The sequence below is a fragment of the Streptomyces agglomeratus genome, from assembly GCF_001746415.1.
In the GTDB taxonomy this organism is placed as follows: domain Bacteria; phylum Actinomycetota; class Actinomycetes; order Streptomycetales; family Streptomycetaceae; genus Streptomyces; species Streptomyces agglomeratus.
Window position 1 is genome coordinate 2,000,735 of sequence record NZ_MEHJ01000001.1, and the last position, 21,112, is coordinate 2,021,846.

Below are 21,112 nucleotides of genomic sequence, written 5' to 3' on the forward strand. Positions count from 1 at the left end.
TCAGTCCGTTGGTCGCGAGCGGTGCGGAAGCGGTGGGGCGGAAGTCGCGGCTCGGACGGGGCGGGTCAGGAGTCGCGGGTCGGGTACGGCCGTTCAGAAGCGGGCCCAGGCCGCCAGGGCCAGGCCCTCCTCCTCCGGCCTCTGGCGTGCCACGTACAGCGCGCCGTCGCGGCCGACGACCGCGAGGACCACGCGGCCCCTCGCGTCGACCGCGAGCGCCGGTGCGCCCACGCATTCCTCACCCGTCGCGGTCCACCACACGCCGTCGCTCTCGGCCTGCGTCACGCAGGCCGCCAGCACGGGCCGGCCGTCGCTGCCGCGGTGGGCCAGGACCGTGCAGTCGTGGCCGCCTATCGGTGTGCGCAGGGCGGCGACGGGGCTGTCCGCCGGCGTGCCGGACAGCGGGACGGTGTCGGCGCCGGGGCGGTGGGCGGTGATGCCCTTGGTGTCGGAGTCGTTCCAGTAGTACGTGACACGGTCCTCGGCGGTCTCCAGGCCGGTGACCGTGCGCAGGGCGGGCGTGAAGGGAAGGTCCTCGGTCTGCGTCAGGTCGCCGCCGGGCTTCTCCTGCGTCCAGCGCAGCATCCGGCCCTCCGCGGGGACCACCAGCTCCACCGTGCCTGACGACGTGGCGACCGCGGCCGGACCGTCGTGGGCCTTGCTGCCGCGCAGGTCCTTCCAGCCCTCCCACTTGCCGTTGGCGGCCTGACGGCGCATCTGCATGCCGCGCCCCGCGTTGCGTACGAAGACGTGCACCGCGCCCGCCGTGTTGACGGTGGCGGCCGGGACGCCGACCTTGAGACCGCGCTCGACCGTCTTGTACGGGTTCCCGAGGGAGTGCCAGGCGGTCAGCGGGCGGCCGGTCTGATACTGGATCGCGTGCACGATGTCCACGGCGTCGCCGTTCTGGCGCCGGCCGATGAAATGGACGTAACCGTCGGGCCCCTGGGCGAGGGTGAGGTGCTCGATGCCGGGGGCCGGGAAGAACTGGGGGCCCGTCCAGCCGGGGCCGCCGGGGGCGGTCTCCGTCCAGCGCAGCAGCCCGCCCTCGGCAGGGGCGTAGGCGGTGAGCCGCTCGTCCTTGCCGCGCAGCAGCCAGCCGCTGGTCCGGGGGCCGGTCGCGGGCGGGGGGCCCGACGGGGACGGGGAAATTCGCTCGGTCTTACGCGCGCTCCGCGGCCTCATGGCGTCAGGCCAACCTTCTGTACATCGGCTTTTCGGATCTCGGGGGGGGTATCGAACAAGCATAGCGTTTTGCCTGGTCGCGACTGCCTCACGCGTCACGCCCGTGCTATGAGGATGGTATGAGAACTCTGCTCGTCGTGGACGCCGCCAACGTGGTCGGATCGGTGCCGGACGGCTGGTGGCGCGACCGTCACGGCGCCGCCGAACGCCTGCGCGACAGCCTCCGGGCCCATGCCGGGAACGGCCTCCCCGGCCACCCCGGCCCGCTCACCGTCGTCCTCGTCGTCGAGGGCGCGGCCCGCCGCGTCGCCTCCGTGCCGGGCGTACGGGTCGAGTCCGCGCCCGGCAGCGGCGACGACCGCATCGTGGAGGTGGTCGCGGAGGAGACCGGCAGGGGCGCGGACGTCCTCGTCGCCACCGCCGACCGGGAGCTGAGGCGGCGGGTGGAGGCGTACGGCGCCCGGTGCGTGGGGCCGCGCACGGTGCGGCCTCAGCGGGGCGACGCGGAGGACGCACAGGACGCGGCCGCCGTGCAGGGCGTGGAGGACGCGGAGGGTGTGGAGGGCGCGGACGACGGGGGCGAGGGGGGCCCGGCCGCCGGTGAACGGACGTAGAGCACCGCTCCGTCGACCGTCGTCAGGTGCTCGTACTCCCCCGCCAGCAGCCTGCGCAGCGTCGGCACGCGCTCCGGCGCGAAGGGCTTCCCGCGTGAGTCGTCGACGATGAGGACCGGCGGCCGCGCCGCCATCTCGCCGCGGAAGACGGGCCAGGCGCCCGCCATCGCGTACTTCTCGCCGACCTGCGGACCGTCGCGGCCGCCGCTGTAGTTGGTGAGCAGGCCCGCCGTGAGGTAGCGGGTGGCGGGGGCGCGGTCGGCGAGCCAGTACGCCTCGGGGTGTATCCCCCAGATGAGGACGCGGTCCTGAGGCCCCGTCCGTACCTTCACCGCCTCCGCGACCTTCCGTACGTGCGCGAGTTCCGGCCGGGGTGCCAGCAGGCCCCAGGCCAGGAACACCGCGCACGTGCCCGCCGAGGTGAGGAGCGCCCTGGTCCGGTGCCGGGCCGGCAGGACGTGGAGGGCGCCCGTGGCCAGCAGGGCGATCGGCGGCATGAGCTGGAGGTAGTAGTGGCCGAAGAAGTGGAAGCCGAGGACCACCGCGCCCGCGGCGGCCAGGAGCCACACCCACAGGTCCGCCGCCCCCGTCCTGGCGACGCGCGGGGCGCGCAGGACGGGTGGGACGAGGCCGGCGCAGGCGAACGCGAAGATGAGGGTGTTCACCAGGCCCCGGAAGAGGACGTGCAGTTCCGAGCCGGTGAAGGACGCGTACGTCCCCGAACCGGTGACCGTCCAGAACAGGAAGCGGTGCGGACCGGTGAGCAGCGCGGCGTACAGGACGGGCAGGCAGAAACCGAAGGCCGTACGGAACAGGGCGCTTCGGGCCGGGGCGTTCTGCCACAGCAGCCACAGCACCGGGGCGAGGACGGCTCCACCGGTCTGCTTGGTGAGGAACGCGGCGGCGACCGCCACGCCCGCGCCGCACCACCGGCCCCGGTCCGCGCACCAGACCGCCGCCGCCGTGAACGGCAGTATGAACACCTCGAACGTCGCCGCCTGCGCGTCCTCGGGGTTCAGCCCGATGGAGACGAGCAGGTACAGCGCGCCTGCCGTGCGTCCGGCCGTGTCGCCCCAGCGGCGGCGGGCCACGGAGGCGAGCAGGGCGGCGGTGAGCAGCTGGGCGGCGACCGCGCACAGGTGCAGGGGCAGCAGCGATTCGTCGCCGAAGAGCGCGAAGGCCGCTTCGTAGAGCCAGGGCAGCAGGGGCGGTTTGCGGTCCACGACCGTGTCGTAGAGCACCCCGCCGTCGGCCAGCATCCTTGCCTGTACGGCGAGATAGCCCTCGTCCGGGTTCCACAGGGCGTGCCGGAAGGAGGGCAGGCGGGTGAGCAGGGCCAGCAGCGCCAGGGCGGGCAGCAGGTGCCGCCAGTAGGGGCGCGGTGCAGGCCGGGCGCCGCCGGCCGGCCGCTGCCGGGGCAGGACCGGCGCGGACACGGACGGTGACGGGATCGGCGGCCGCGTGAGCATGCGAGCCAAGCTATCCGGCTCCGCAGTCCGTGCCGAACCGGGACATACGGAGCCGGGGCTGTACCTGAGCGTCAGGGCCGGCCGGAAGTGGCCGGATATCGGCTAGTACTTGGCGCCGGGACCCTCGCGCCCGAGTCGGCTGTGGCTGCGGCCGTACGCGAAGTACAGCACGTAGCCCACCGCCATCCAGATGCCGAACCGCAGCCAGGTCTCGGCCGGCAGATTGAGCATCAGCCACAGCGAGGCGGCCACCGACAGGATCGGGACCAGGGGCACCAGCGGGGTGCGGAAGGCCCGGTGCAGGTCGGGACGGGTCCGGCGCAGGACGATGACGCCGAGGGCGACGACGATGAACGCGAAGAGCGTGCCGATGTTCACCAGCGTCGCGAGCTCTTCGAGGCTGGTGAAGCCGGCGATGATCGCGATCAGCACGCCGAGCAGGATGGTCGGGCGGTACGGGGTGCGGAACTTCGGGTGGGTGACGGAGAAGAAGCGCGGGAGCAGCCCGTCCCGGCTCATCGCGAAGAACACCCGGGTCTGCCCGAGCAGCAGGATCATGCACACCGTGGTGAGGCCGACGGCGGCCCCGAAGCTGATCGTGCCGGCGTAGAAGGGGTGCCCGGTGGCCTTGAAGGCGTCGGCGAGCGGGGCGCTCACCGAGAGCTCGCTGTAGTGCTGCATGCCGGTGACCACGAGGGACACGGCGACGTACAGCACGGTGCAGATGAGGAGCGAGCCGAGGATGCCGCGCGGCATGTCCCGCTGCGGGACCTTGGTCTCCTCGGCGGCGGTGGCCACGACGTCGAAGCCGATGAAGGCGAAGAAGACGACGGACGCGGCGGTGAAGATGCCCATGACGCCGAAGTTGGTGGGCTCGTAACCGAACATCAGCTGAACCAGGGGCGCGTCCCAGCCCGATCCGGCGGGCGGGGTCACGGCGTCGGGGATGAAGGGCGAGTAGTTGTCGGCCTTGATGAAGAACGAGCCGGCGATGATCACGATCAGGACCACGGTCACCTTGATGGCGACCACGATCGCGGTGACCCGTGCGGACAGCTTCACGCCGGCCACGAGGATGGCCGTGAGCAGCAGGACCAGGACGAACGCGAGCAGGTCGAAGCCGAACCCGTCCGCCGCTTCGGGCCCGGACAGCGCTTCGGGCATTCCCCACCCGACGTTGTCCATCAGCGAGCGGACGTAGCCCGACCAGCCGACCGCCACCACCGCCGTGCCCAGCGCGAATTCGAGGACCAGGTCCCAGCCGATGGTCCAGGCGACCAGCTCGCCGAGGGAGGCGTACGAGAAGGTGTACGCGGAACCGGCCACAGGGACGGTGGAGGCGAACTCGGCGTAACAGAGCGCGGCCAGGGCGCAGACGACGCCGGCGGCGACGAAGGCCAGGGCGGTCGCGGGGCCTGCCGTCTCCTTGGCCACCTTGCCCGTGAGGACGAAGATGCCGGTGCCGATGATGACACCGACGCCGAAGACCGTCAGGTCCAGCGCGGAGAGGGATTTCTTGAGCTCGTGCTCCGGCTCCTCCGTGTCGCGGATCGACTGTTCGACCGTCTTGGTCCGGAACATGCCCTCTTTGGCTGGCCCTGGGTCGTGCTGCGTACTCACCGGCGTACCTCCGACTGTCGGCTGTCGCCCAACCTTGAAGTGAGCGAGTTTCAGTCATGATCGTGAGTGAACCGGTCAGTTCCCACGAGGACCGCCGCCCGGTTTCACCCGATGAGAGGCACAGACCGGTATGCGTACCGCCCCTGCGAGTTGACCCTTTCGGAGTAGCGAAAGAAGAAGGCCCGCCCGGAGCGTGTGCTCCGGGCGGGCCTGTTCCGCCGTACTGGCGGGGCGTCAGTCGCGGGCAGCCTCGGCCGGCGCGTCCTCCAGACGGCCGTCCAGCTTGGCCACCAGACCCGTCACCTGACGGGCGATGTCCGGCGCGGTCAGCCCGATCTCGGCCATGACCTCCTTGCGGGAGGCGTGGTCGAGGAACCTCGGCGGGATGCCGAAGTCGCGCAGCGGTACGTCGACGCCCTCGTCCCGCAGCGCCTGGGCGACCGCGGAGCCGACGCCGCCGGCGCGGCTGTTGTCCTCGACGGTGACGACGACGCGGTGCTGCTCGGCGAGCGGCGGGAGCGCCTCGTCGACCGGCTTGACCCAGCGCGGGTCGACGACGGTCGTGGTGATGCCCTGCTTGTCGAGGAGGTCGGCGATCTCCAGGCACATCGGTGCGAGGGCGCCGACGGAGACCAGCAGGACGTCCGCGGTGCCCTCGTCCGGCCTGCGCAGGACGTCCATGCCGCCGACCTTGCCCACGGCCTTGACCGCCGGGCCGACCGCGCCCTTGGAGAAGCGGACGACGGTGGGCGCGTCGTCGACCTCGACGGCCTCGCGCAGCTGTGCGCGGACCTGGTCGGCGTCGCGCGGGGCGGCGATGCGAAGGGTCGGGACGCACTGGAGGATCGACATGTCCCACATGCCGTTGTGCGAGGCGCCGTCGGTGCCGGTGACGCCCGCGCGGTCCAGTACGAACGTCACGCCGCACTTGTGCAGCGCCACGTCCATCAGGACCTGGTCGAAGGCCCGGTTGAGGAACGTCGCGTACACGGCGAAGACGGGGTGCAGGCCGCCGGTGGCCAGGCCCGCCGCGGAGACCGCGCCGTGCTGCTCGGCGATTCCGACGTCGTACACCCGGTCCGGGAACGCCTTCGCGAACCGGTCGAGGCCGACCGGCTGGAGCATCGCGGCGGTGATCGCGACGATGTCCTCGCGCTCCTTGCCGAGCTTGACCATCTCCTCGCCGAACACCGAGGTCCAGTCGACGCCCGAGGACGCGATCGGCAGACCGGTGTCGGGGTGGATCTTGCCGACGGCGTGGAAGCGGTCCGCCTCGTCGGCGAGGGCCGGCTGGTAGCCCCGGCCCTTCTCGGTGAGGCAGTGCACGATGACGGGGCCGCCGAAGCGCTTGGCGCGCTGGAGCGCGGACTCCAGGGCCTCGATGTCGTGGCCGTCGATCGGGCCGACGTACTTCAGACCCAGGTCCTCGAACATGCCCTGCGGCGCGATGAAGTCCTTGAGGCCCTTCTTCGCTCCGTGGAGGGTCCCGTAGAGAGGCTTGCCGACGACGGGCGTGCGCTCCAGGAGGTCCTTGCCGCGGGCGAGGAAACGCTCGTAACCGTCGGTGGTGCGGAGCGTGGCCAGGTGGTTCGCGAGGCCGCCGATGGTGGGCGCGTACGAACGCTCGTTGTCGTTGACGACGATGACGAGCGGGCGGTCCTTGGCGACGGCGATGTTGTTCAGCGCCTCCCAGGCCATACCGCCCGTGAGCGCGCCGTCACCGATGACGGCGACGACGTGGTGGTCCTCCTTCTTGAGGACCTCGTTTGCCTTGGCCAGTCCGTCGGCCCAGCCGAGGACGGTCGAGGCGTGCGAGTTCTCGATGACGTCGTGCTCGGACTCGGCGCGCGAGGGGTAGCCGGACAGGCCGCCCTTCATCTTCAGCTTCGTGAAGTCCTGCCGGCCCGTGAGCAGCTTGTGCACGTAACTCTGGTGTCCGGTGTCGAAGAGGACCTTGTCCTTCGGCGACTCGAAGACACGGTGCAGAGCGATCGTCAGTTCGACCACACCGAGGTTGGGCCCCAGGTGTCCGCCGGTCTTGGAGACCTCGTCCACGAGAAATGTCCGGATCTCGGCGGCCAGCCGGTCCAGCTGCTCCGGGGTGAGCCCGTCCAGATCGCGCGGTCCCGTAATGCGGGTCAGCAGCGCCACCCGTGCCTCCTTGCAGTTGAACTGTCTGCTTGCCGGTCTGTCGAGTCTAATGTTCCGCCACCGACGTTGGTCATCGGGCGGTGCTTTCCGCGTCACGCGTCGGTCACAGCCGGGCGCACGCACAGCCGTGCCCGGCACCGGAATCCGGTGCCGGGCACGGCTGGGGACACGTGGTCAGGCGCGACCCGCGGTCTTCTGGGTCTTCCGGGTGACGGAGTCGATCACGACGGTCGCCAGGAGGACACCGCCGGTGATCATGTACTGGATCGGCGTGGCGATGCCCTCGAGGGCCAGGCCGTACTGGATCGAGGTGATCACCATGACGCCGAGGAGCGCGTTCCAGGTGCGGCCGCGCCCGCCGAAGAGGCTGGTGCCGCCGATGACGGCCGCCGCGATGACGTTCATCAGCAGGTCGCCGGCGCCGGCGCTCTGGTTGGCCGCGGCGATCTTGGAGGCCCAGAACAGGCCGCCGACGGCCGCGAACGTACCGGCGATGGCGAAGACCGAGATCCGCACCGCCGTGACGTTGATACCGGCGCGCCGGGACGCCTCCACGCTGCCGCCGAGCGCGAAGATCTTGCGGCCGTACGCGGTGCGGCGCAGGACGAAGTCGGACGCGACCAGGACCACCAGGAAGAGCAGCACCGCGAGCGGCAGGCCCTTGTACTGGTTGAACGTGGCCGCGGCGGCGAACGCGATGACGGCGAGCAGCCCCGTGCGCAGGGCGATCTCGCTGAGCGGCCGGGACGGGACGCCCGCGGCCTCGCGGCGGCGGCTGTCCGTGAAGGAGGAGAGGAAGAAGGCGACGACGGCGACGAGGGCGAGGCCGTAGGCGGCGGCGACGTCCGAGAAGTAGTACGTCGTGAGCTGGCCGACCAGGCCGTCGGAGTCCAGGTTGATCGTGCCGTTGCTGCCGAGCAGCTGGAGCATGAAGCCCTGCCAGAACAGCAGGCCGGACAGCGTGACGGCGAAGGCGGGGGCGCCTATCCGGGCGAAGAAGAAGCCGTGGATCGCGCCGATGAGGGCGCCGCCGGTGACCGCGGCGATGATCGCGAGCCATTCGTTGATGCCGTTGGTGACGCTGAGTACGGCGACGATGGCGCCCGAGACACCGCTGACCGAGCCGACCGACAGGTCGATCTCGCCGAGCAGCAGCACGAAGATGATGCCGACGGCCATCATGCCGGTCGCGACCATGGAGACGGCGATGTTGCTGAGGTTGCCGGCCGACAGGAAGTTCTCGTTCAGGCCCTGGAAGATCACGCAGATGACGAGCAGGCCGATGACGACGGGGATGGACCCCAGGTCGCCGGCGCGCAACTTGCGCTTGAACTCGCCGAGGTAGCCGGCGAAGCCCTGCTCACGGACGAGCAGGCGCGGGTCGACGGCGGTGACGGCGGCGGGGGCCGGCGCCGGCGCGTCCACGGCGGCCGCGTCGGCAGGCGCCGCGGGGGCCTCGCCGACCGCCGGGGAGGTCTTGTCGGTACTCACTTCTGGACCTCCACGTTGCGCGCCGCACGACGGGTCACGGCGTTGTCCGTGGCACCGGTGATGGCGGAAATGATCTCTTCCTGCGAGGTGGTCTTGACGTCGAAGACGCCGTTGTTGCGGCCCAGCCGGAGGACCGCCACCTTGTCCGCGACGGCCTTGACGTCCGCCATGTTGTGGCTGATGAGGATGACCGCGTGGCCGCGGTCACGCAGCCGCTCGACGAGGTCGAGCACCTGTGCGGTCTGCTCGACACCGAGGGCCGCTGTCGGCTCGTCGAGGATGACGAGCCTGGGCTCGCCCAGCATCGAGCGGGCGATGGCCACGGTCTGGCGCTGGCCGCCGGAGAGCGAGGCGATCGGGATGCGCACGCTCGGGATGCGGATGGACAGCGTGGTGAGCAGCTCGCGGGCGCGGCGCTCCATCTCGACCTCGTCGAGGATGCCGCGCTTGCGGATCTCCCGGCCGAGGTAGAGGTTGCCGACGACGTCGATGTTGTCGCACAGCGCGAGGTCCTGGTAGACGGTCGCGATGCCGAGGTTCTGGGCGTCGTGGGGCTTGTTGATCTGTACGGCGCCGCCTTCCCACTCGATGACACCGTCATCGATGGGGTGCACGCCGGCGATCGTCTTGACCAGCGTGGACTTTCCGGCACCGTTGTCGCCCACCAGGGCGACCACTTCACCGGCGTGGACCTCAAGCTCTACGTCGGTGAGCGCCTGGACGGCACCGAACCGCTTGGAGACCCCTCGCAACGCCAGCACGGGCGTAGCGGACACGTGAACCATCTCCTTCGCCGCCTGACCGGCGGGGATGCCGCGCCGGGGGAAGGCGGCGCGGAGGTCGAGCAAGAAAGTGGAGGTGCGGGAGTGTTTCTGTCCGGCGCCCCGCCCGAGCTGCGGGGCTGTGGAGGGCGGGGCACCGGACAGGCTTCAGCCGCGGTGAAGTCCCTGCGGGGGCAGTGGACTCGGCGGGGTGGTTACTTCAGCCCGAGCTTGTCGCAGGCGGCCTTGTACTTCGGGGTGCAGATCTCGGCGACCGTGTAGACGCCGTCCTTGAGGACGGTGTCCTTGATGTTGTCCTTGGTCAGCGAGACGACCGGAACCAGCACGCTCGGGACGCCCTTGGTGGTGGGGCTGTCGACGGTGTCCTTGGCGATGGAGTCGAGCTTCTCGCCCTTGGCCAGCGCGACCGCCATCTCGGCGGCGGCGGCCGCCTCGGGGGCGTACGGCTTGTAGACGCTCATGAACTGCTCACCGGAAACGATGCGCTGCACACCGGCGAGTTCGGCGTCCTGGCCGGTGACCGGCGGGAGCTTGGAGAGGCCGGCGCCCTTGAGGGCGGTGATGATGCCGCCCGCCATGCCGTCGTTGGCGGAGTAGACGCCGTCGATCTTGTCCTTGCCGAGAGCGGACAGCGCGCCTTCCATGTTCTGGTTGGCGTTCTCCGGCTTCCACTCCTTGGTGTCGTACGACTTGCCGATCTTGACCTTGCCCTCGAGCTCGGCCAGCGCACCCTTCTTGAAGAGCGCGGCGTTCGGGTCGGTGATGGCGCCGTTCATCATGACGATCTGGCCGCCGTCGGCCTTGTCGCCCAGCGCCTCGAGCAGGGCCTTGCCCTGGACGTGGCCGACCTCTTCGTTGTCGAAGGAGGTGTACGCGTCGATCGGGCCCTCGGCGAGGCGGTCGAAGGCGACGACCGGGATGCCCTGGTCCTTGGCCTTCTTCACGCCGCCGGCGATCGCCTTGGAGTCGACCGCGTCCACGATCAGCGCGTCGACCTTGTTGGTGATCATGGTGTCGATCTGCTGCGTCTGGACGGTGGCGTCCTGCTTGGCGTTGGCGTAGACGACCTCGCCCTTGCCACCGGTCAGTTCGCTGATCTTCTTCTCGATCAGCGGCTTGTCGAACTTCTCGTAACGAGCGGTCTGATTCTCCGGGAGCAGCAGGCCTATCTTGAGGGCGTCGGTCTTCTTGCCCTCCGACTCCTTGGCTCCGGAGGCGTTCCCGGACTCCTTGGCGCTACCACAGGCGGCGAGGGATATGGCCATCGCTGTTGCGGCCACGGCCACGGCGGCACGACGCATACGCGTGTTCACTTCAGAAACCTCCCTGACGAGGCCGCGACGTTGCGGCCGAGGTGGCTGGAAGTCAACTCCGCCCCGATGGCAGCGTCAAGGAGTAAATCCTTAACGAGATGACAACGGTGCCATTCGTTATCTAAGTGAAGGCAGGAGCCCCGGCGGGCAGAGCACTGTCCAGAAGACTCGAATCGCCCATTTCGTTCAGTACGAGGGCCAGCGCGCCCAGGACTTCGGACCGTCCGCCGAGCGCTCCGGGCAGCACGGAGAGCTGCCTGGCCGCACTGGGGATCGCGTACCGGGAGACCGAGTCGCGGATGGGCCCGAGCACCAGCTCACCGGCTTCGGCCAGGTCTCCGCCCAGCACCACCCGGCTGGGGTTGAGCAGGTTGCACAGGTTGGCGACGCCGCTGCCGATGTGGCGGCCCACGTCGGCCACCACACGGCGGCAGCCGGGGTCGCCCTCGCGGGCCAGCTGCACCACGCGCTCCATGGTCAGATCGGCCCCGTGGCTGGACTGGAGCAGCGGCAGGACGTACCGGGCGGCGGTGAAGGTCTCCAGGCAGCCGCGGTTGCCGCAGCGGCAGACCGGGCCGGACTCGTCGAGCGTGATGTGCCCGATCTCGCCCGCCGTACCGCCCGGGCCGCGGTAGATCTGGCCGCTGATCACCAGGCCGGCGCCGACACCGCTGGCGACCTTGATGTACGCCAGGTCCTTGACCCCGCGCCCGCTGCCCCAGACCAGCTCGCCGAGCGCGCCCAGGTTGGCGTCGTTGTCGACGTACACCGGCACGCCGAGGCGCCCCGACAGCTCCTCGCTCGGGTTGATGCCCTTCCAGCCCGGCAGGATCGACGTCGAGCCGAGCGTGCCGGACTCCACGTCGATCGGTCCGGGTACGCCCAGGCCGACGCCGATCACCTTGTCCTGGCTGATGCCGCTCGCCGCGATCAGGCGTTTGACCAGCTGTTCCGCCCGGTCGAAGCCCTCTGCGGCGGAGCCGTCCACATCCAGTGGCTCGGCCTCTTCGGCGAGCACCTGATGGGCCAGGTTGCCGACGGCGACACGCAGGTGCGTATGGCCGAAGTCGACGCCGATGACGATGCCGGCGTCGCCGCTGAGCGCGACGCTGCGCGCCCGCCGCCCGCCCGCGGAGGTCGGGGTGACCTCGACGGTGCCGCCGTCCTTCAGCTCGCGCACGATATTGGAGACCGTGGCTGCCGAGAGCCCTGTGGCCCTGGCGATCTCTGCCTGGGTGAGCGAGCCCGCCATCCGCACGGCTCGTACGACTCGCTCAAGATTGGCCCGGTGCAGTGACGTCTGCGACCCCGGAGTCTCCATTGACTCTCCTCTTTCTCCAACATGTGAACTCTAAGATGAGCCTTTCGGGTTGCTCCCCGTCAAGACCTTGAGCGTGGCGGCAGGGCCGGCGACACGCCGAACCGCCCGTCGGCAAGGCGCCGGCGGGCGGTTCGTTTCAGTGAAAATTATTCGTTCATGTCCGGATTACTTGAGCGCGCCCGCTGTCAGGCCGGCCTGCACCTGCCGCTGGAAGACCGTGTAGACGACCAGGACGGGCAGGGTCGCGATGGTCAGACCGGCGAAGAGTCCGGACCAGTCCCCCTTGTATCCCTGGCTCACGGCGAGGGTCGCCAGGCCCTGGGTGAGCAGGTAGCTGTCGGGGTCCTCCGTGTTCAGCGACAGCGGCAGGATGAACTGGTTCCACTGCCCCAGAAAGTTGAAGATGCCGATGCTGATCAGACCCGGCTTGGCCATCGGGACCATCACCTGGAAGAAGACCCGGGAGTGCGAGGCCCCGTCGATCATGGCCGCCTCCGCGATGGACCCCGGGAGGGTCCGGAAGAAGGCGGTCATGAAGAAGGTCGTGAACGGCAGCGAGTAGGCGATGTAGACCAGGATCAGACCCTGGGGCGTGTTCAGCAGCGAGAGGTTCTTCAGTACGAAGAACAGCGGGACGATCGCCATGATCACCGGGAACGTCATGCCGCCGACGAACAGGTAGTAGATGAAGCGGTTGCCCGGGAACTCGAAACGGGCGAGTACGTAGGCGGCCATCGAGCCGAACAGCATGGTGCCCAGGACCGACGGAACGACCACGATCAGCGAGTTCATGGTGAACCGGCCGATGTTCGCCTTGGTCCACGCGCGGACGAACGCGTCGAGGGTGAAGGTGTCCGGCAGTGACCAGGGGCTCTCCAGGATCTGGCCGGAGCTCTTGAAAGCGCTCAGGAAGGCCCAGATGAGCGGGCCCGCCGCCAGCACCGCCCACAGGACGAGGAAGGCGTGCGAGAAGACGTTGAGGGTCCTGCCCTCGCCGCCGCTGTCCGCGGGCTTCTTGGCGGCGGTCGCCGGCGAGGCGGGGCCGGTCTTGGCCGGAGTCGCGAGACCAGTGGGCTCTGCGGTGGTCATCGTTGTGTTCTCCCCGCTCATTTCAGAACTCGAGCCGGTCGCGGCGGCGGCCGATGCTGAGGGCCAGCACCGCGAAGATCATGGTGACGACGAGCATCGAGACACCGACGGCGGTCGCGTAGCCGGCCTGGCCGTCCCGGAACGCCTTGTTGTACATGTGCACCGGGAGGACGAGCGTCGAGTGGTCGGGACCGCCCTGGTTGACGGTCATGATCATGACGTACGCGAACGAGGTCTCCAGCGCCATGATGCCCGCGTACACGTAGGACGTCTGGATGTTGTCCCTGATCAGCGGCAGCGTGACGCGGAAGAACGTGGTGACCCGGTTGGCGCCGTCCAGCAGCGCCGCCTCGTAGATCTCCTTGGGGATCGATCCCATGGCGGCGGAGAACAGTACGACGTAGAAGCCGACGTTCGCCCACACCATCACGACCAGGACGCACGCCAGCGCGATACCCGGGTCGCCGAGCCAGTCCTGCTCCCAGGAACCCAGCCCGACGCCGGCCAGCACGCCGTTGAGCAGACCGCCCTGCGGGTTGTAGATGTTCTGCCACAGCACGGCGACGATCGCGATCGACAGCACCTGCGGGAAGAAGTAAAGGATCTTGTAGAGCTTGGAGCCCCGCACTCCGGAGGCCGCTTCACCGCGCTTGTGCCGTCCGCCGACATTGAGCATGAAGGCGAAGAAGAGCCCGAGGCCGAGTGCGAGGAGCGGCATCCCGATCAGCAGCACGATGTTGTGCTGAAGCGACTTCCAGAAAAGGTCGTCCTCGAACAGTTTGCTGAAGTTGTCGAAACCGATGACCGAGAAGTCGCTGCTGTAGCCGGTCCAGTCCGTCAGGGAGTAATAGAAGGTCTGGAGGAAGGGCGAGATGACCAGAATCGCGTACAGCACCAGGGGCACCACCAGGAACCCCGAGATGAACCGGTACTTGACGAAAGTCCGGTAGCGGGGAGAGGACTTGAACCCCCCGCCTCCTGGCCTTCCCGGTGGTGTTCCCGCCGTGCCCCCGGCGTCCTTCCGGACGTCGTCGGTCACCGCGCGGCTGTCACTGGCCATGCTCGCCCCGCTCCATGTTCGTTCCCCTACTGATCAGTCGCAGACGTGAACACTAGGCGTGCTTGTACTTCTTGACCGCGTCGTCCTTGGCCGTTTTGTCGGCCGCGTCCTGGATCTTCTTGATGGCCTCGTCCGGCTTCATGCGGCCGGCCATCAGTTCGGCGAGGGCGCCGCCGACGCTCTCCTTGTGCAGCGTCTGGTACCAGTCGGGCAGACGCGGGTTGACGACGTTCTCGCCGGCCGCGTCGAGCGCGTCGCTGGAGGAGGCGAGGCCCGGCGGGAGGTCCATGCCCTCGGTGGCGCCCGCGACACAGGTGAGGGACTTCACCAGGGTGGCGAAGTTCTGCGCGTGCTTCTTGCTGAGCATGATCCGGAGCAGCTCCATGCCGCCCTCGGTGTTCTTGCCCTGCTTCGGGACGATGAACGGCTCACCGGCCTGCGCCCAGATGGTCTCGAACGGCATCTTGTCGGAGCTGTCGAGACTGGACGGCGGGGCCATCGTCATCCCGAAGTCCTTGGGCGTGGTCGGCGCGGCCTCGTTCTCCACCCAGGAGCCGTTGGGGATGAACAGCGCCTTGCCCTTGGTCCACTGGGTCTGCGACTGGATGTGGTCCAGACCCGGCGTGCCCTTGAGGATGTAGCCCTTGGCGGCCAGCTCGTAGTACGCCTCGAACGCCTTCTTGACCGCGTCGTGCTTCCACGCGTTCGGTTCGAGGTTGTCGATCGCCTTCATCACGTCCCAGCCGCCGATCTTGGCGATGAAGGGGTAGAGCGTGAAGGGGATGTAGTACGGGTGCTTGCCCGCGTAGGTCCAGCCGGCGATGCCCTTGGCCTTGGCCTTCTTGCACAGGGCGAGCATCTCGTCCCAGGTCTTCGGGTACTCCCACTCGTTGTCGGCGAGCAGCTTCTTGGAGTACCAGACACCGAACGTGGTGAAGGCGTAGTTGAGGCGCCAGACCTTCTCGTCGCCGTACTGGCCCATCTCGATGGTGCCGGGGACGAGGATGTCCCGGACCTTCTTGGACGGGTCGTCGAAGGACGCGGCGTCGAGCAGCGGGGTGAGCTCGGCGAGCTGGTCCTTGGCGATGAGCGTCGCGGCGTCCATCTGCTTGGCGCCGGAGTTGTCGACCAGGTCCGGCGGGTTGCCGCCGACCATGCGGGGCTGGAGCAGCGGCTGGATGTCCTGGGTCGCCTTGAACTTGACCTTGCCGTAGCTGGCCTCGTAGTCCTTGACGGCGTCCTCGACGTACTTGGTGCCGAAACCGCCGTCGAAGATGACGGCTTCCATGCCCGCCTTCTCGTTGACACCCAGCGGGTTCTTCTCGGTCTTCTTGCCCTTGTCGACCTTCTCGTCGCCGCCGCTGTCGCCGCTCGCGCAGGCCGACAGGAAGCTCATCGTCGGAACAGCGATCAGGCCGAGTGCGGCCGACCGCTTGATCAGATCGCGACGGCCAAGGCCCTCATTGTTGTGGGCGGAGGTGGATCCCATGCTCAAGTCCTCGCCTTCTCCAGGACTCAGGCGGTGTACCGGTCGCCCGTACTTATCGCCTAGGCGAAGGGCCCCGCCACCGCAGTCAAATGACGCTGGGTCGTGCTGAGTTGCAGAAAGTACGGACACAGCGTTCGGCAACCGTCGCACGGCTTCCCCCACTGCTCCCGGTCCCCCTGGTCCGCTTCCGCAAAGCTGCGTTGCGGACGCCGACAGGTATAGTCCACTTCCGGTCAACTGAGCAAGATCGAAAGCAAGGTTGGACGGCAAGCTTTCCCGAGTTGAGACCTCGCGGATATCTGGAACGCGCACGTAGTCGCCCGAGTGGCTGCGCAAACGCGGCGCGCCCCCTTCGCCTCCCCGGTCCCGTACAACACCCTTGACACCATCGGCGACTTGGCTCCCTACTGGACCCCGTTGCACCGCTCATGACAACGTTGTCCAAGGGGAGGAAAAGCCCGGGATGCAGTACAGACCTCGGTACGCGCACGGCCCCACCGCGGTCGCCGTCGCGGCGACCGCCCTCCTGCTCGTGGTCACGGCGCCTTCGGCGGCCGTTGCCCAGCCCCACCGGCCGGCGACGCCGGAGCCGGCCGCTCCGCCTTCCTTCAGCTCCTCCTTCAGTACGTCCTTCGAGGCGGACGAATCCCAGCCGGACTGGCGCAATACGGTGGAAGTGGCACCGGACGGCACGCAGCGTGCGTCAGGGGTCGACGGCGGGTACAGCTCCGGAATCCCGGGCAATGTGACCGACCGGGTCGTCGAGCTGCGGGCCGGCGGCGAGAACACCGGCGGCGGCGAGGTGAAGGAGAACCTCGTCGATGTCCAGCCGGCCACCAAGTGGCTGGCCTTCGAGCCGTCGGGCTGGATCGAGTTCGATCTGGACGAACCGGCCCAGGTGGTGACGTACGCCCTCACTTCGGCCAACGACCACGCCGAGCGCGATCCGAGGGACTGGACCCTGAAGGGGTCGGCCGACGGCAAGGAGTGGAAGGTCCTCGACTCCCGCGAGGGGCAGACCTTCGCGAAGCGGTTCGAGACAAAGAGCTTCAGTTTCACGAACACGACGGCGTACGCGCACTACCGGCTCGACATCACCCGCAACAACGGCGCGTCGGGCATCACCCAACTGGCGGACGTTCAGTTCTCGAACGGTGACACCTCCCCGCCCGCCCCGGCCGACATGCGCAGCCAGGTCGACCGGGGCCCTTCGGGCTCCCCCGCCGCCAAGGCGGGCGCGGGCTTCACGGGAAAGCGCGCGCTGCGGTACGCCGGCACGCACAAGCCGGAGGGCCGGGCGTACTCGTACAACAAGGTCTTCGACGTCGACACGCGCGTCACGCGGGACACCGAGCTGTCGTACCGGGTCTTCCCGTCCCTCCCCGAGACCGACCTCGATTACCCCGCCACCAACGTGTCGGTCGACCTGGCCTTCACGGACGGCACCTATCTGAGTGAGCTGCGCGCCGTCGACCAGCACGGTGCGGTCCTGTCCCCGCAGGGCCAGGGCGCGTCCAAGACGCTGTACGTGAACCAGTGGAACCACAAGGCGTCGCGGATCGGCGCGGTCGCGGCCGGCAGGACCGTCGACCGGGTGCTGGTGGCGTACGACTCGCCTAAGGGGCCCGCGAAGTTCAGCGGCTGGGTCGACGACATCGTCATCCGCCCCAAGGCCCCCGAGAAGCGCCTGGCGCACCTGTCCGACTACGTGTCGACCACCCGAGGCACCCACTCCAGCGGCGCCTACTCCCGCGGCAACAACATCCCCGCCACCGCCGTCCCGCACGGGTTCAACTTCTGGACGCCGGTGACCAACGCCGCCTCCACGAGCTGGCTCTACGACTATGCCCGCGCCAACAACAGCGACAACCTCCCCACCATCCAGGCGTTCAGCGCGAGCCACGAGCCGAGCCCCTGGATGGGTGACCGGCAGACGTTCCAGCTGATGCCGTCCGCCGTGGCGGGCACCCCGGACGCCGGCCGCAAAGCGCGGGCCCTGCCCTTCCGGCACGAGAAGGAGACCGCGAAGGCGCACGAGTACGGCGTCACCTTCGAGAACGGCCTGAAGGCCGAGGTGACCCCGACCGACCACGCGGCGATGATGCGGTTCACCTATCCGGGCAAGGACGCGAGCGTCATATTCGACAACGTGTCGAACGACGGCGGGCTCACCCTCGACCCGGCCACCCGCTCCTTCACCGGCTTCTCGGACGTCAAGAGCGGCCTGTCCACCGGCGCCACCAGGCTCTTCGTGTACGGCGTCTTCGACGCGCCGGTCACCGGGAGCGGCAAGCTCAGCGGCGGCGGGGGCAACGACGTGACCGGCTACCTGCGCTTCGCGCCGGGCGCCGACCGTCAGGTGACCCTGCGGCTGGCGACTTCACTCATCAGTGTGGACCAGGCGAAGAAGAACCTCGCCGACGAGATCCCGGCGGGCACATCCTTCGAACGGATCAAGGACCGCGCGCAGGACGCCTGGGACGCCCTCCTCGGCCGCGTCGAGGTCGAGGGCGCGAGCCGCGACCAGCTCACGACGCTCTACTCCAGCCTCTACCGGCTGTACCTGTATCCGAACTCGGGCTTCGAGAACACCGGCACCAAGGCCCGCCCCAAGCAGCAGTACGCGAGCCCCTTCTCCAAGCAGACCGGCCCCGACACGCCCACCCACACCGGCGCGAAGATCGTCGACGGTGAGGTGTACGTCAACAACGGTTTCTGGGACACCTACCGGACGACGTGGCCGGCGTACTCCTTCCTCACCCCGAAGAAGGCGGGCCGGCTCGTCGACGGCTTCGTCCAGCAGTACAAGGACGGCGGATGGATCTCCCGCTGGTCCTCGCCCGGTTACGCCGACCTGATGACCGGCACCAGCTCCGACGTGGCGTTCGCCGACGCGTACGTCAAGGGCGTGGACTTCGACGCGGAGGCGGCGTACGAGGCGGCGCTCAAGAACGCCACCGTCGTGCCGCCCTCCTCCGGTGTGGGCCGCAAGGGCATGAAGACGTCCCCGTTCCTCGGGTACGCCTCCACCGAGACGCACGAGGGCCTCTCCTGGTCCCTGGAGGGGTACCTCAACGACTACGGCCTCGCGAAGATGGGCGAGGCGCTCCACGAGAAGACGAAGAAGGCGCGCTACAAGGAGGAGTCCGCGTACTTCCTCAACCGCGCCCGCAACTACGTCAAGCTCTTCGACGACAGAGCCGGCTTCTTCCAGGGCCGCGACCTCAAGGGCGACTGGCGCGTGCCGTCGGAGAAGTTCGACCCCCGCGTCTGGGGTTACGACTACACCGAGACCAACGGCTGGGGCTACGCCTTCACCGCGCCCCAGGACTCGCGCGGCCTGGCCAATCTCTACGGCGGCCGCGCCGGTCTCGGCGACAAGCTCGACCGCTACTTCTCCACCCCGGAGACGGCGTCCCCCGAGTTCGCCGGCTCGTACGGCGGGGTCATCCACGAGATGACGGAGGCGCGCGACGTACGGATGGGCATGTACGGGCACAGCAACCAGGTGGCCCACCACGCGACGTACATGTACAACGCCGCCTCGCAGCCCTGGAAGACCCAGGAGAAGGTCCGCGAGGTCCTCTCCCGCCTCTACACCGGCAGCGAGATCGGCCAGGGCTACCACGGCGACGAGGACAACGGCGAGCAGTCCGCCTGGTACCTCTTCTCCGCGCTCGGGTTCTATCCGCTGGTGATGGGCAGCGGCGAGTACGCGATCGGCTCGCCCCTCTTCACCAAGACCACCGTCCACTTGGAGAACGGCCGCGACCTGGTGGTCAGGGCCCCGAAGAACAGCGCGAAGAACATCTACGTCCAGGGCCTGAAGGTCAACGGCAAGCCGTGGAAGTCCACCGCGCTCCCGCACAGCGTGCTCGCGCGCGGCGGAACGCTGGAGTTCGACATGGGCCCCGAACCGTCGTCGTGGGGCACGGGCAGGAAGGCCGCGCCCGTCTCCATCACCGAGGACGACAAGGTGCCGTCGCCGCGCGGGGACGCGATCACGGGCTCCGGTCCGCTGTTCGACAACTCGTCGGCCACGAACGCGCAGTTCGAGAGCCTCGACCTGCCGGTGAAGCCGGACACCCGCGCCCTCCAGTACACCCTCACCTCCTCGGAGCGCGCCAAGGCCCCTGGAGGCTGGGTGCTCCAGGGCTCGCAGGACGGTGAGACGTGGAGTGACCTCGACAGGCGTACGGGAGAGTCCTTCGCCTGGGACCACCAGACCCGCGTCTTCAGCGTCGCCGGCCCGCACCGGTACGAGAAGTACCGGCTGGTGGCGGACGGACCGGCGACTCTCGCCGAGGTGGAACTCCTGAGGTGACCCCGGGCATGGGGAGGACCGGCCCGGCGGCCGGTCCTCCCCGTCCCCGCGTCCGCCACAGTGTTGTAATCATTCGTGTGCGCAGTGTCACTGCGGGCGGCTACGCTCGGTGTGCGCGGAAGGAGTGTTGCCCATGCCTCAGCCCAACGACCTCGATCCGTACACCGACCCGAGGTCGTTCTACGGCTCGGAACTGCGCCGCCTGCGCGAAGCCGGCGGGCACTCGCAGGAGCAGCTCGGGGAGCGGGTCTTCTGCTCCGGCGCGTACATCGGCCAGTTGGAGGGCGCGACGCGGCGGCCTCAACTCGACCTGTCAAAGATGCTCGACGGCGTGCTGGGAAGTGGTGAGCACCTCCAGCGCCTGTGCCGCCTCGCACGCAAGTCGAAGGTCGCCGAGTACTTCGCCGACGCGGCGGACTTGCAGCAGCGGGCGACGGCGATCAGCCAGTTCGGGTCGATGCTGGTTCCGGGGCTGTTGCAGACGGAGGGCTACGCGCGGGCGCTGACCTGTGGCGCCCACCCGTTCGCCGCGCAGTCGGTGATCGAGGGGCACGTCAGCACCAGAATGGAACGGGCGGAGCTGCTCGACTCACCCACGGCGCCGGTGTTCTGGGTGATCGTCCACGAGGCCATGCTCCGCGTGCCGGTCGGCGGTCGCGCCGTCATGCACGGCCAGCTCACGCATCTCCTCAAGGCGGCGCACGCACGGCCCCATGTCGTGCTCCAGGTCATGCCGTTCAGTGCCGGACCGCATCCCTTCCTCAACACCAACGTGTCCCTGATGGACTTCACCGACGAGCCGCCCGTCGTCTACACCGAAGGCTCCTATACCGGCCAGCTCGTCGAAGAACCTGCCCTGGTCGCCCAGTTCCGATCGGCCTACGATCTGGCCAGGGCCGCCGCGCTGTCGCCGGAGGCGTCCCTGGCCCTGATCGAGTCGGCGGCGAAGGACTACACGACACATGATCACCACACATGACCTGAGCACAGCCACGTGGCGCAAGTCCTCGTACAGCAACGGCGACGGGGGCGACTGCGTCGAGGTCGCCGACGACTGCCCCGGCGGCGTCATACCCGTCCGCGACAGCAAGACCGCGCCCGGGGGGCCCGCGCTCGTCTTCCGGGCCGCGGGCTGGGCGCCCTTCGTCACCGCCGTCAGGAACGGCGCGCTTTGACCAAGCGGTGAGACGCGTGAAGGGCCGCA

General features: G+C 69.0%; 14 protein-coding genes and 1 pseudogene. 4 read left to right on the forward strand and 11 right to left on the reverse strand.

Annotation, left to right across the window (positions count from 1 at the left end; genetic code table 11):
• Positions 1 to 93 precede the first annotated feature (93 nt).
• On the reverse strand, positions 94 to 1,185 hold the full coding sequence (locus AS594_RS08470) for a PLL family lectin (protein WP_069926393.1): 1,092 nt from the start codon (positions 1,183 to 1,185) through the stop codon (positions 94 to 96).
• Positions 1,186 to 1,304: 119 nt separating this feature from the next.
• On the opposite strand from AS594_RS08470, the pseudogene AS594_RS40915 reads away from it, so the two are divergent.
• A pseudogene (locus AS594_RS40915) lies at positions 1,305 to 1,676 on the forward strand (NYN domain-containing protein); the annotation flags it as partial.
• On the opposite strand, the gene AS594_RS08475 reads toward AS594_RS40915, so the two are convergent.
• The 10 genes from AS594_RS08475 to ngcE all read right to left on the reverse strand — a co-directional run bounded on the left by AS594_RS08475 (position 1,676) and on the right by ngcE (position 15,584).
• Complete coding sequence (locus tag AS594_RS08475) at positions 1,676 to 3,268, reverse strand: ArnT family glycosyltransferase (RefSeq protein ID WP_069926394.1); 1,593 nt, start codon at positions 3,266 to 3,268, stop codon at positions 1,676 to 1,678. The pseudogene AS594_RS40915 and the gene AS594_RS08475 sit on opposite strands and share 1 nt — an antisense overlap.
• Before the next feature lie 102 nt (positions 3,269 to 3,370).
• Complete coding sequence (locus tag AS594_RS08480; RefSeq protein ID WP_176733164.1) at positions 3,371 to 4,849, reverse strand: amino acid permease; 1,479 nt, start codon at positions 4,847 to 4,849, stop codon at positions 3,371 to 3,373.
• Between the two features lie 273 nt (positions 4,850 to 5,122).
• Positions 5,123 to 7,039 (reverse strand): 1-deoxy-D-xylulose-5-phosphate synthase, encoded by a 1,917-nt coding sequence (gene dxs / locus AS594_RS08485; RefSeq protein ID WP_069926396.1) that lies wholly within the window; start codon positions 7,037 to 7,039, stop codon positions 5,123 to 5,125.
• 174 nt (positions 7,040 to 7,213) lie between these two features.
• On the reverse strand, positions 7,214 to 8,530 hold the full coding sequence (locus tag AS594_RS08490; protein WP_079148253.1) for a sugar ABC transporter permease: 1,317 nt from the start codon (positions 8,528 to 8,530) through the stop codon (positions 7,214 to 7,216).
• Positions 8,527 to 9,315, reverse strand: a complete 789-nt coding sequence (locus tag AS594_RS08495) for an ATP-binding cassette domain-containing protein (RefSeq protein WP_069930362.1) — start codon at positions 9,313 to 9,315, stop codon at positions 8,527 to 8,529. The genes AS594_RS08490 and AS594_RS08495 overlap by 4 nt, the downstream gene beginning before the upstream one ends.
• Positions 9,316 to 9,506: 191 nt before the next feature.
• Complete coding sequence (locus tag AS594_RS08500) at positions 9,507 to 10,613, reverse strand: substrate-binding domain-containing protein (RefSeq protein ID WP_069926397.1); 1,107 nt, start codon at positions 10,611 to 10,613, stop codon at positions 9,507 to 9,509.
• Between the two features lie 133 nt (positions 10,614 to 10,746).
• Positions 10,747 to 11,946: an ROK family transcriptional regulator gene (locus tag AS594_RS08505; protein ID WP_069926398.1), complete on the reverse strand. Its 1,200-nt coding sequence runs from the start codon at positions 11,944 to 11,946 to the stop codon at positions 10,747 to 10,749.
• Positions 11,947 to 12,111: 165 nt separating this feature from the next.
• Entirely contained in the window at positions 12,112 to 13,035 is a 924-nt protein-coding gene (locus AS594_RS08510; protein WP_069930363.1) for a carbohydrate ABC transporter permease, read from the reverse strand.
• Between the two features lie 22 nt (positions 13,036 to 13,057).
• The gene (locus tag AS594_RS08515) at positions 13,058 to 14,095 is read right to left on the reverse strand and encodes a carbohydrate ABC transporter permease (protein ID WP_079144726.1); all 1,038 of its coding nucleotides are present in this window, start codon (positions 14,093 to 14,095) and stop codon (positions 13,058 to 13,060) included.
• A gap of 52 nt (positions 14,096 to 14,147) precedes the next feature.
• Positions 14,148 to 15,584, reverse strand: coding sequence for an N-acetylglucosamine/diacetylchitobiose ABC transporter substrate-binding protein (gene ngcE / locus AS594_RS08520; RefSeq protein WP_069926399.1), 1,437 nt, complete (start codon positions 15,582 to 15,584; stop codon positions 14,148 to 14,150).
• A gap of 463 nt (positions 15,585 to 16,047) precedes the next feature.
• On the opposite strand from ngcE, the gene AS594_RS08525 reads away from it, so the two are divergent.
• The 3 genes from AS594_RS08525 (at position 16,048) to AS594_RS08535 (ending at position 21,083) form a co-directional block, all read left to right on the forward strand.
• Positions 16,048 to 19,908, forward strand: a complete 3,861-nt coding sequence (locus tag AS594_RS08525; RefSeq protein WP_069935057.1) for a GH92 family glycosyl hydrolase — start codon at positions 16,048 to 16,050, stop codon at positions 19,906 to 19,908.
• 133 nt (positions 19,909 to 20,041) lie between these two features.
• Positions 20,042 to 20,887 carry a helix-turn-helix domain-containing protein gene (locus AS594_RS08530; RefSeq protein WP_069933205.1) on the forward strand — a complete coding sequence of 282 codons (846 nt, stop codon included), beginning with the start codon at positions 20,042 to 20,044 and terminating at the stop codon, positions 20,885 to 20,887.
• Complete coding sequence (locus AS594_RS08535; protein WP_069926402.1) at positions 20,871 to 21,083, forward strand: DUF397 domain-containing protein; 213 nt, start codon at positions 20,871 to 20,873, stop codon at positions 21,081 to 21,083. The genes AS594_RS08530 and AS594_RS08535 overlap by 17 nt, the downstream gene beginning before the upstream one ends.
• The last annotated feature ends 29 nt before the right edge of the window (positions 21,084 to 21,112 follow it).

Coding starts and splice junctions, on each gene's coding strand:
- AS594_RS08510 (WP_069930363.1), bottom strand. CDS start 13,035: ATGACCACCGCAGAGCCCACTGGTCTCGCGACTCCGGCCAAGACCGGC.
- AS594_RS08475 (WP_069926394.1), bottom strand. CDS start 3,268: ATGCTCACGCGGCCGCCGATCCCGTCACCGTCCGTGTCCGCGCCGGTC.
- AS594_RS08505 (WP_069926398.1), bottom strand. CDS start 11,946: ATGGAGACTCCGGGGTCGCAGACGTCACTGCACCGGGCCAATCTTGAG.
- ngcE (WP_069926399.1), bottom strand. CDS start 15,584: ATGGGATCCACCTCCGCCCACAACAATGAGGGCCTTGGCCGTCGCGAT.
- AS594_RS08495 (WP_069930362.1), bottom strand. CDS start 9,315: ATGGTTCACGTGTCCGCTACGCCCGTGCTGGCGTTGCGAGGGGTCTCC.
- AS594_RS08470 (WP_069926393.1), bottom strand. CDS start 1,185: ATGAGGCCGCGGAGCGCGCGTAAGACCGAGCGAATTTCCCCGTCCCCG.
- AS594_RS08535 (WP_069926402.1), top strand. CDS start 20,871: ATGATCACCACACATGACCTGAGCACAGCCACGTGGCGCAAGTCCTCG.
- AS594_RS08500 (WP_069926397.1), bottom strand. CDS start 10,613: ATGCGTCGTGCCGCCGTGGCCGTGGCCGCAACAGCGATGGCCATATCC.
- AS594_RS08530 (WP_069933205.1), top strand. CDS start 20,042: ATGCCTCAGCCCAACGACCTCGATCCGTACACCGACCCGAGGTCGTTC.
- AS594_RS08515 (WP_079144726.1), bottom strand. CDS start 14,095: ATGGCCAGTGACAGCCGCGCGGTGACCGACGACGTCCGGAAGGACGCC.
- AS594_RS08525 (WP_069935057.1), top strand. CDS start 16,048: ATGCAGTACAGACCTCGGTACGCGCACGGCCCCACCGCGGTCGCCGTC.
- AS594_RS08480 (WP_176733164.1), bottom strand. CDS start 4,849: ATGTTCCGGACCAAGACGGTCGAACAGTCGATCCGCGACACGGAGGAG.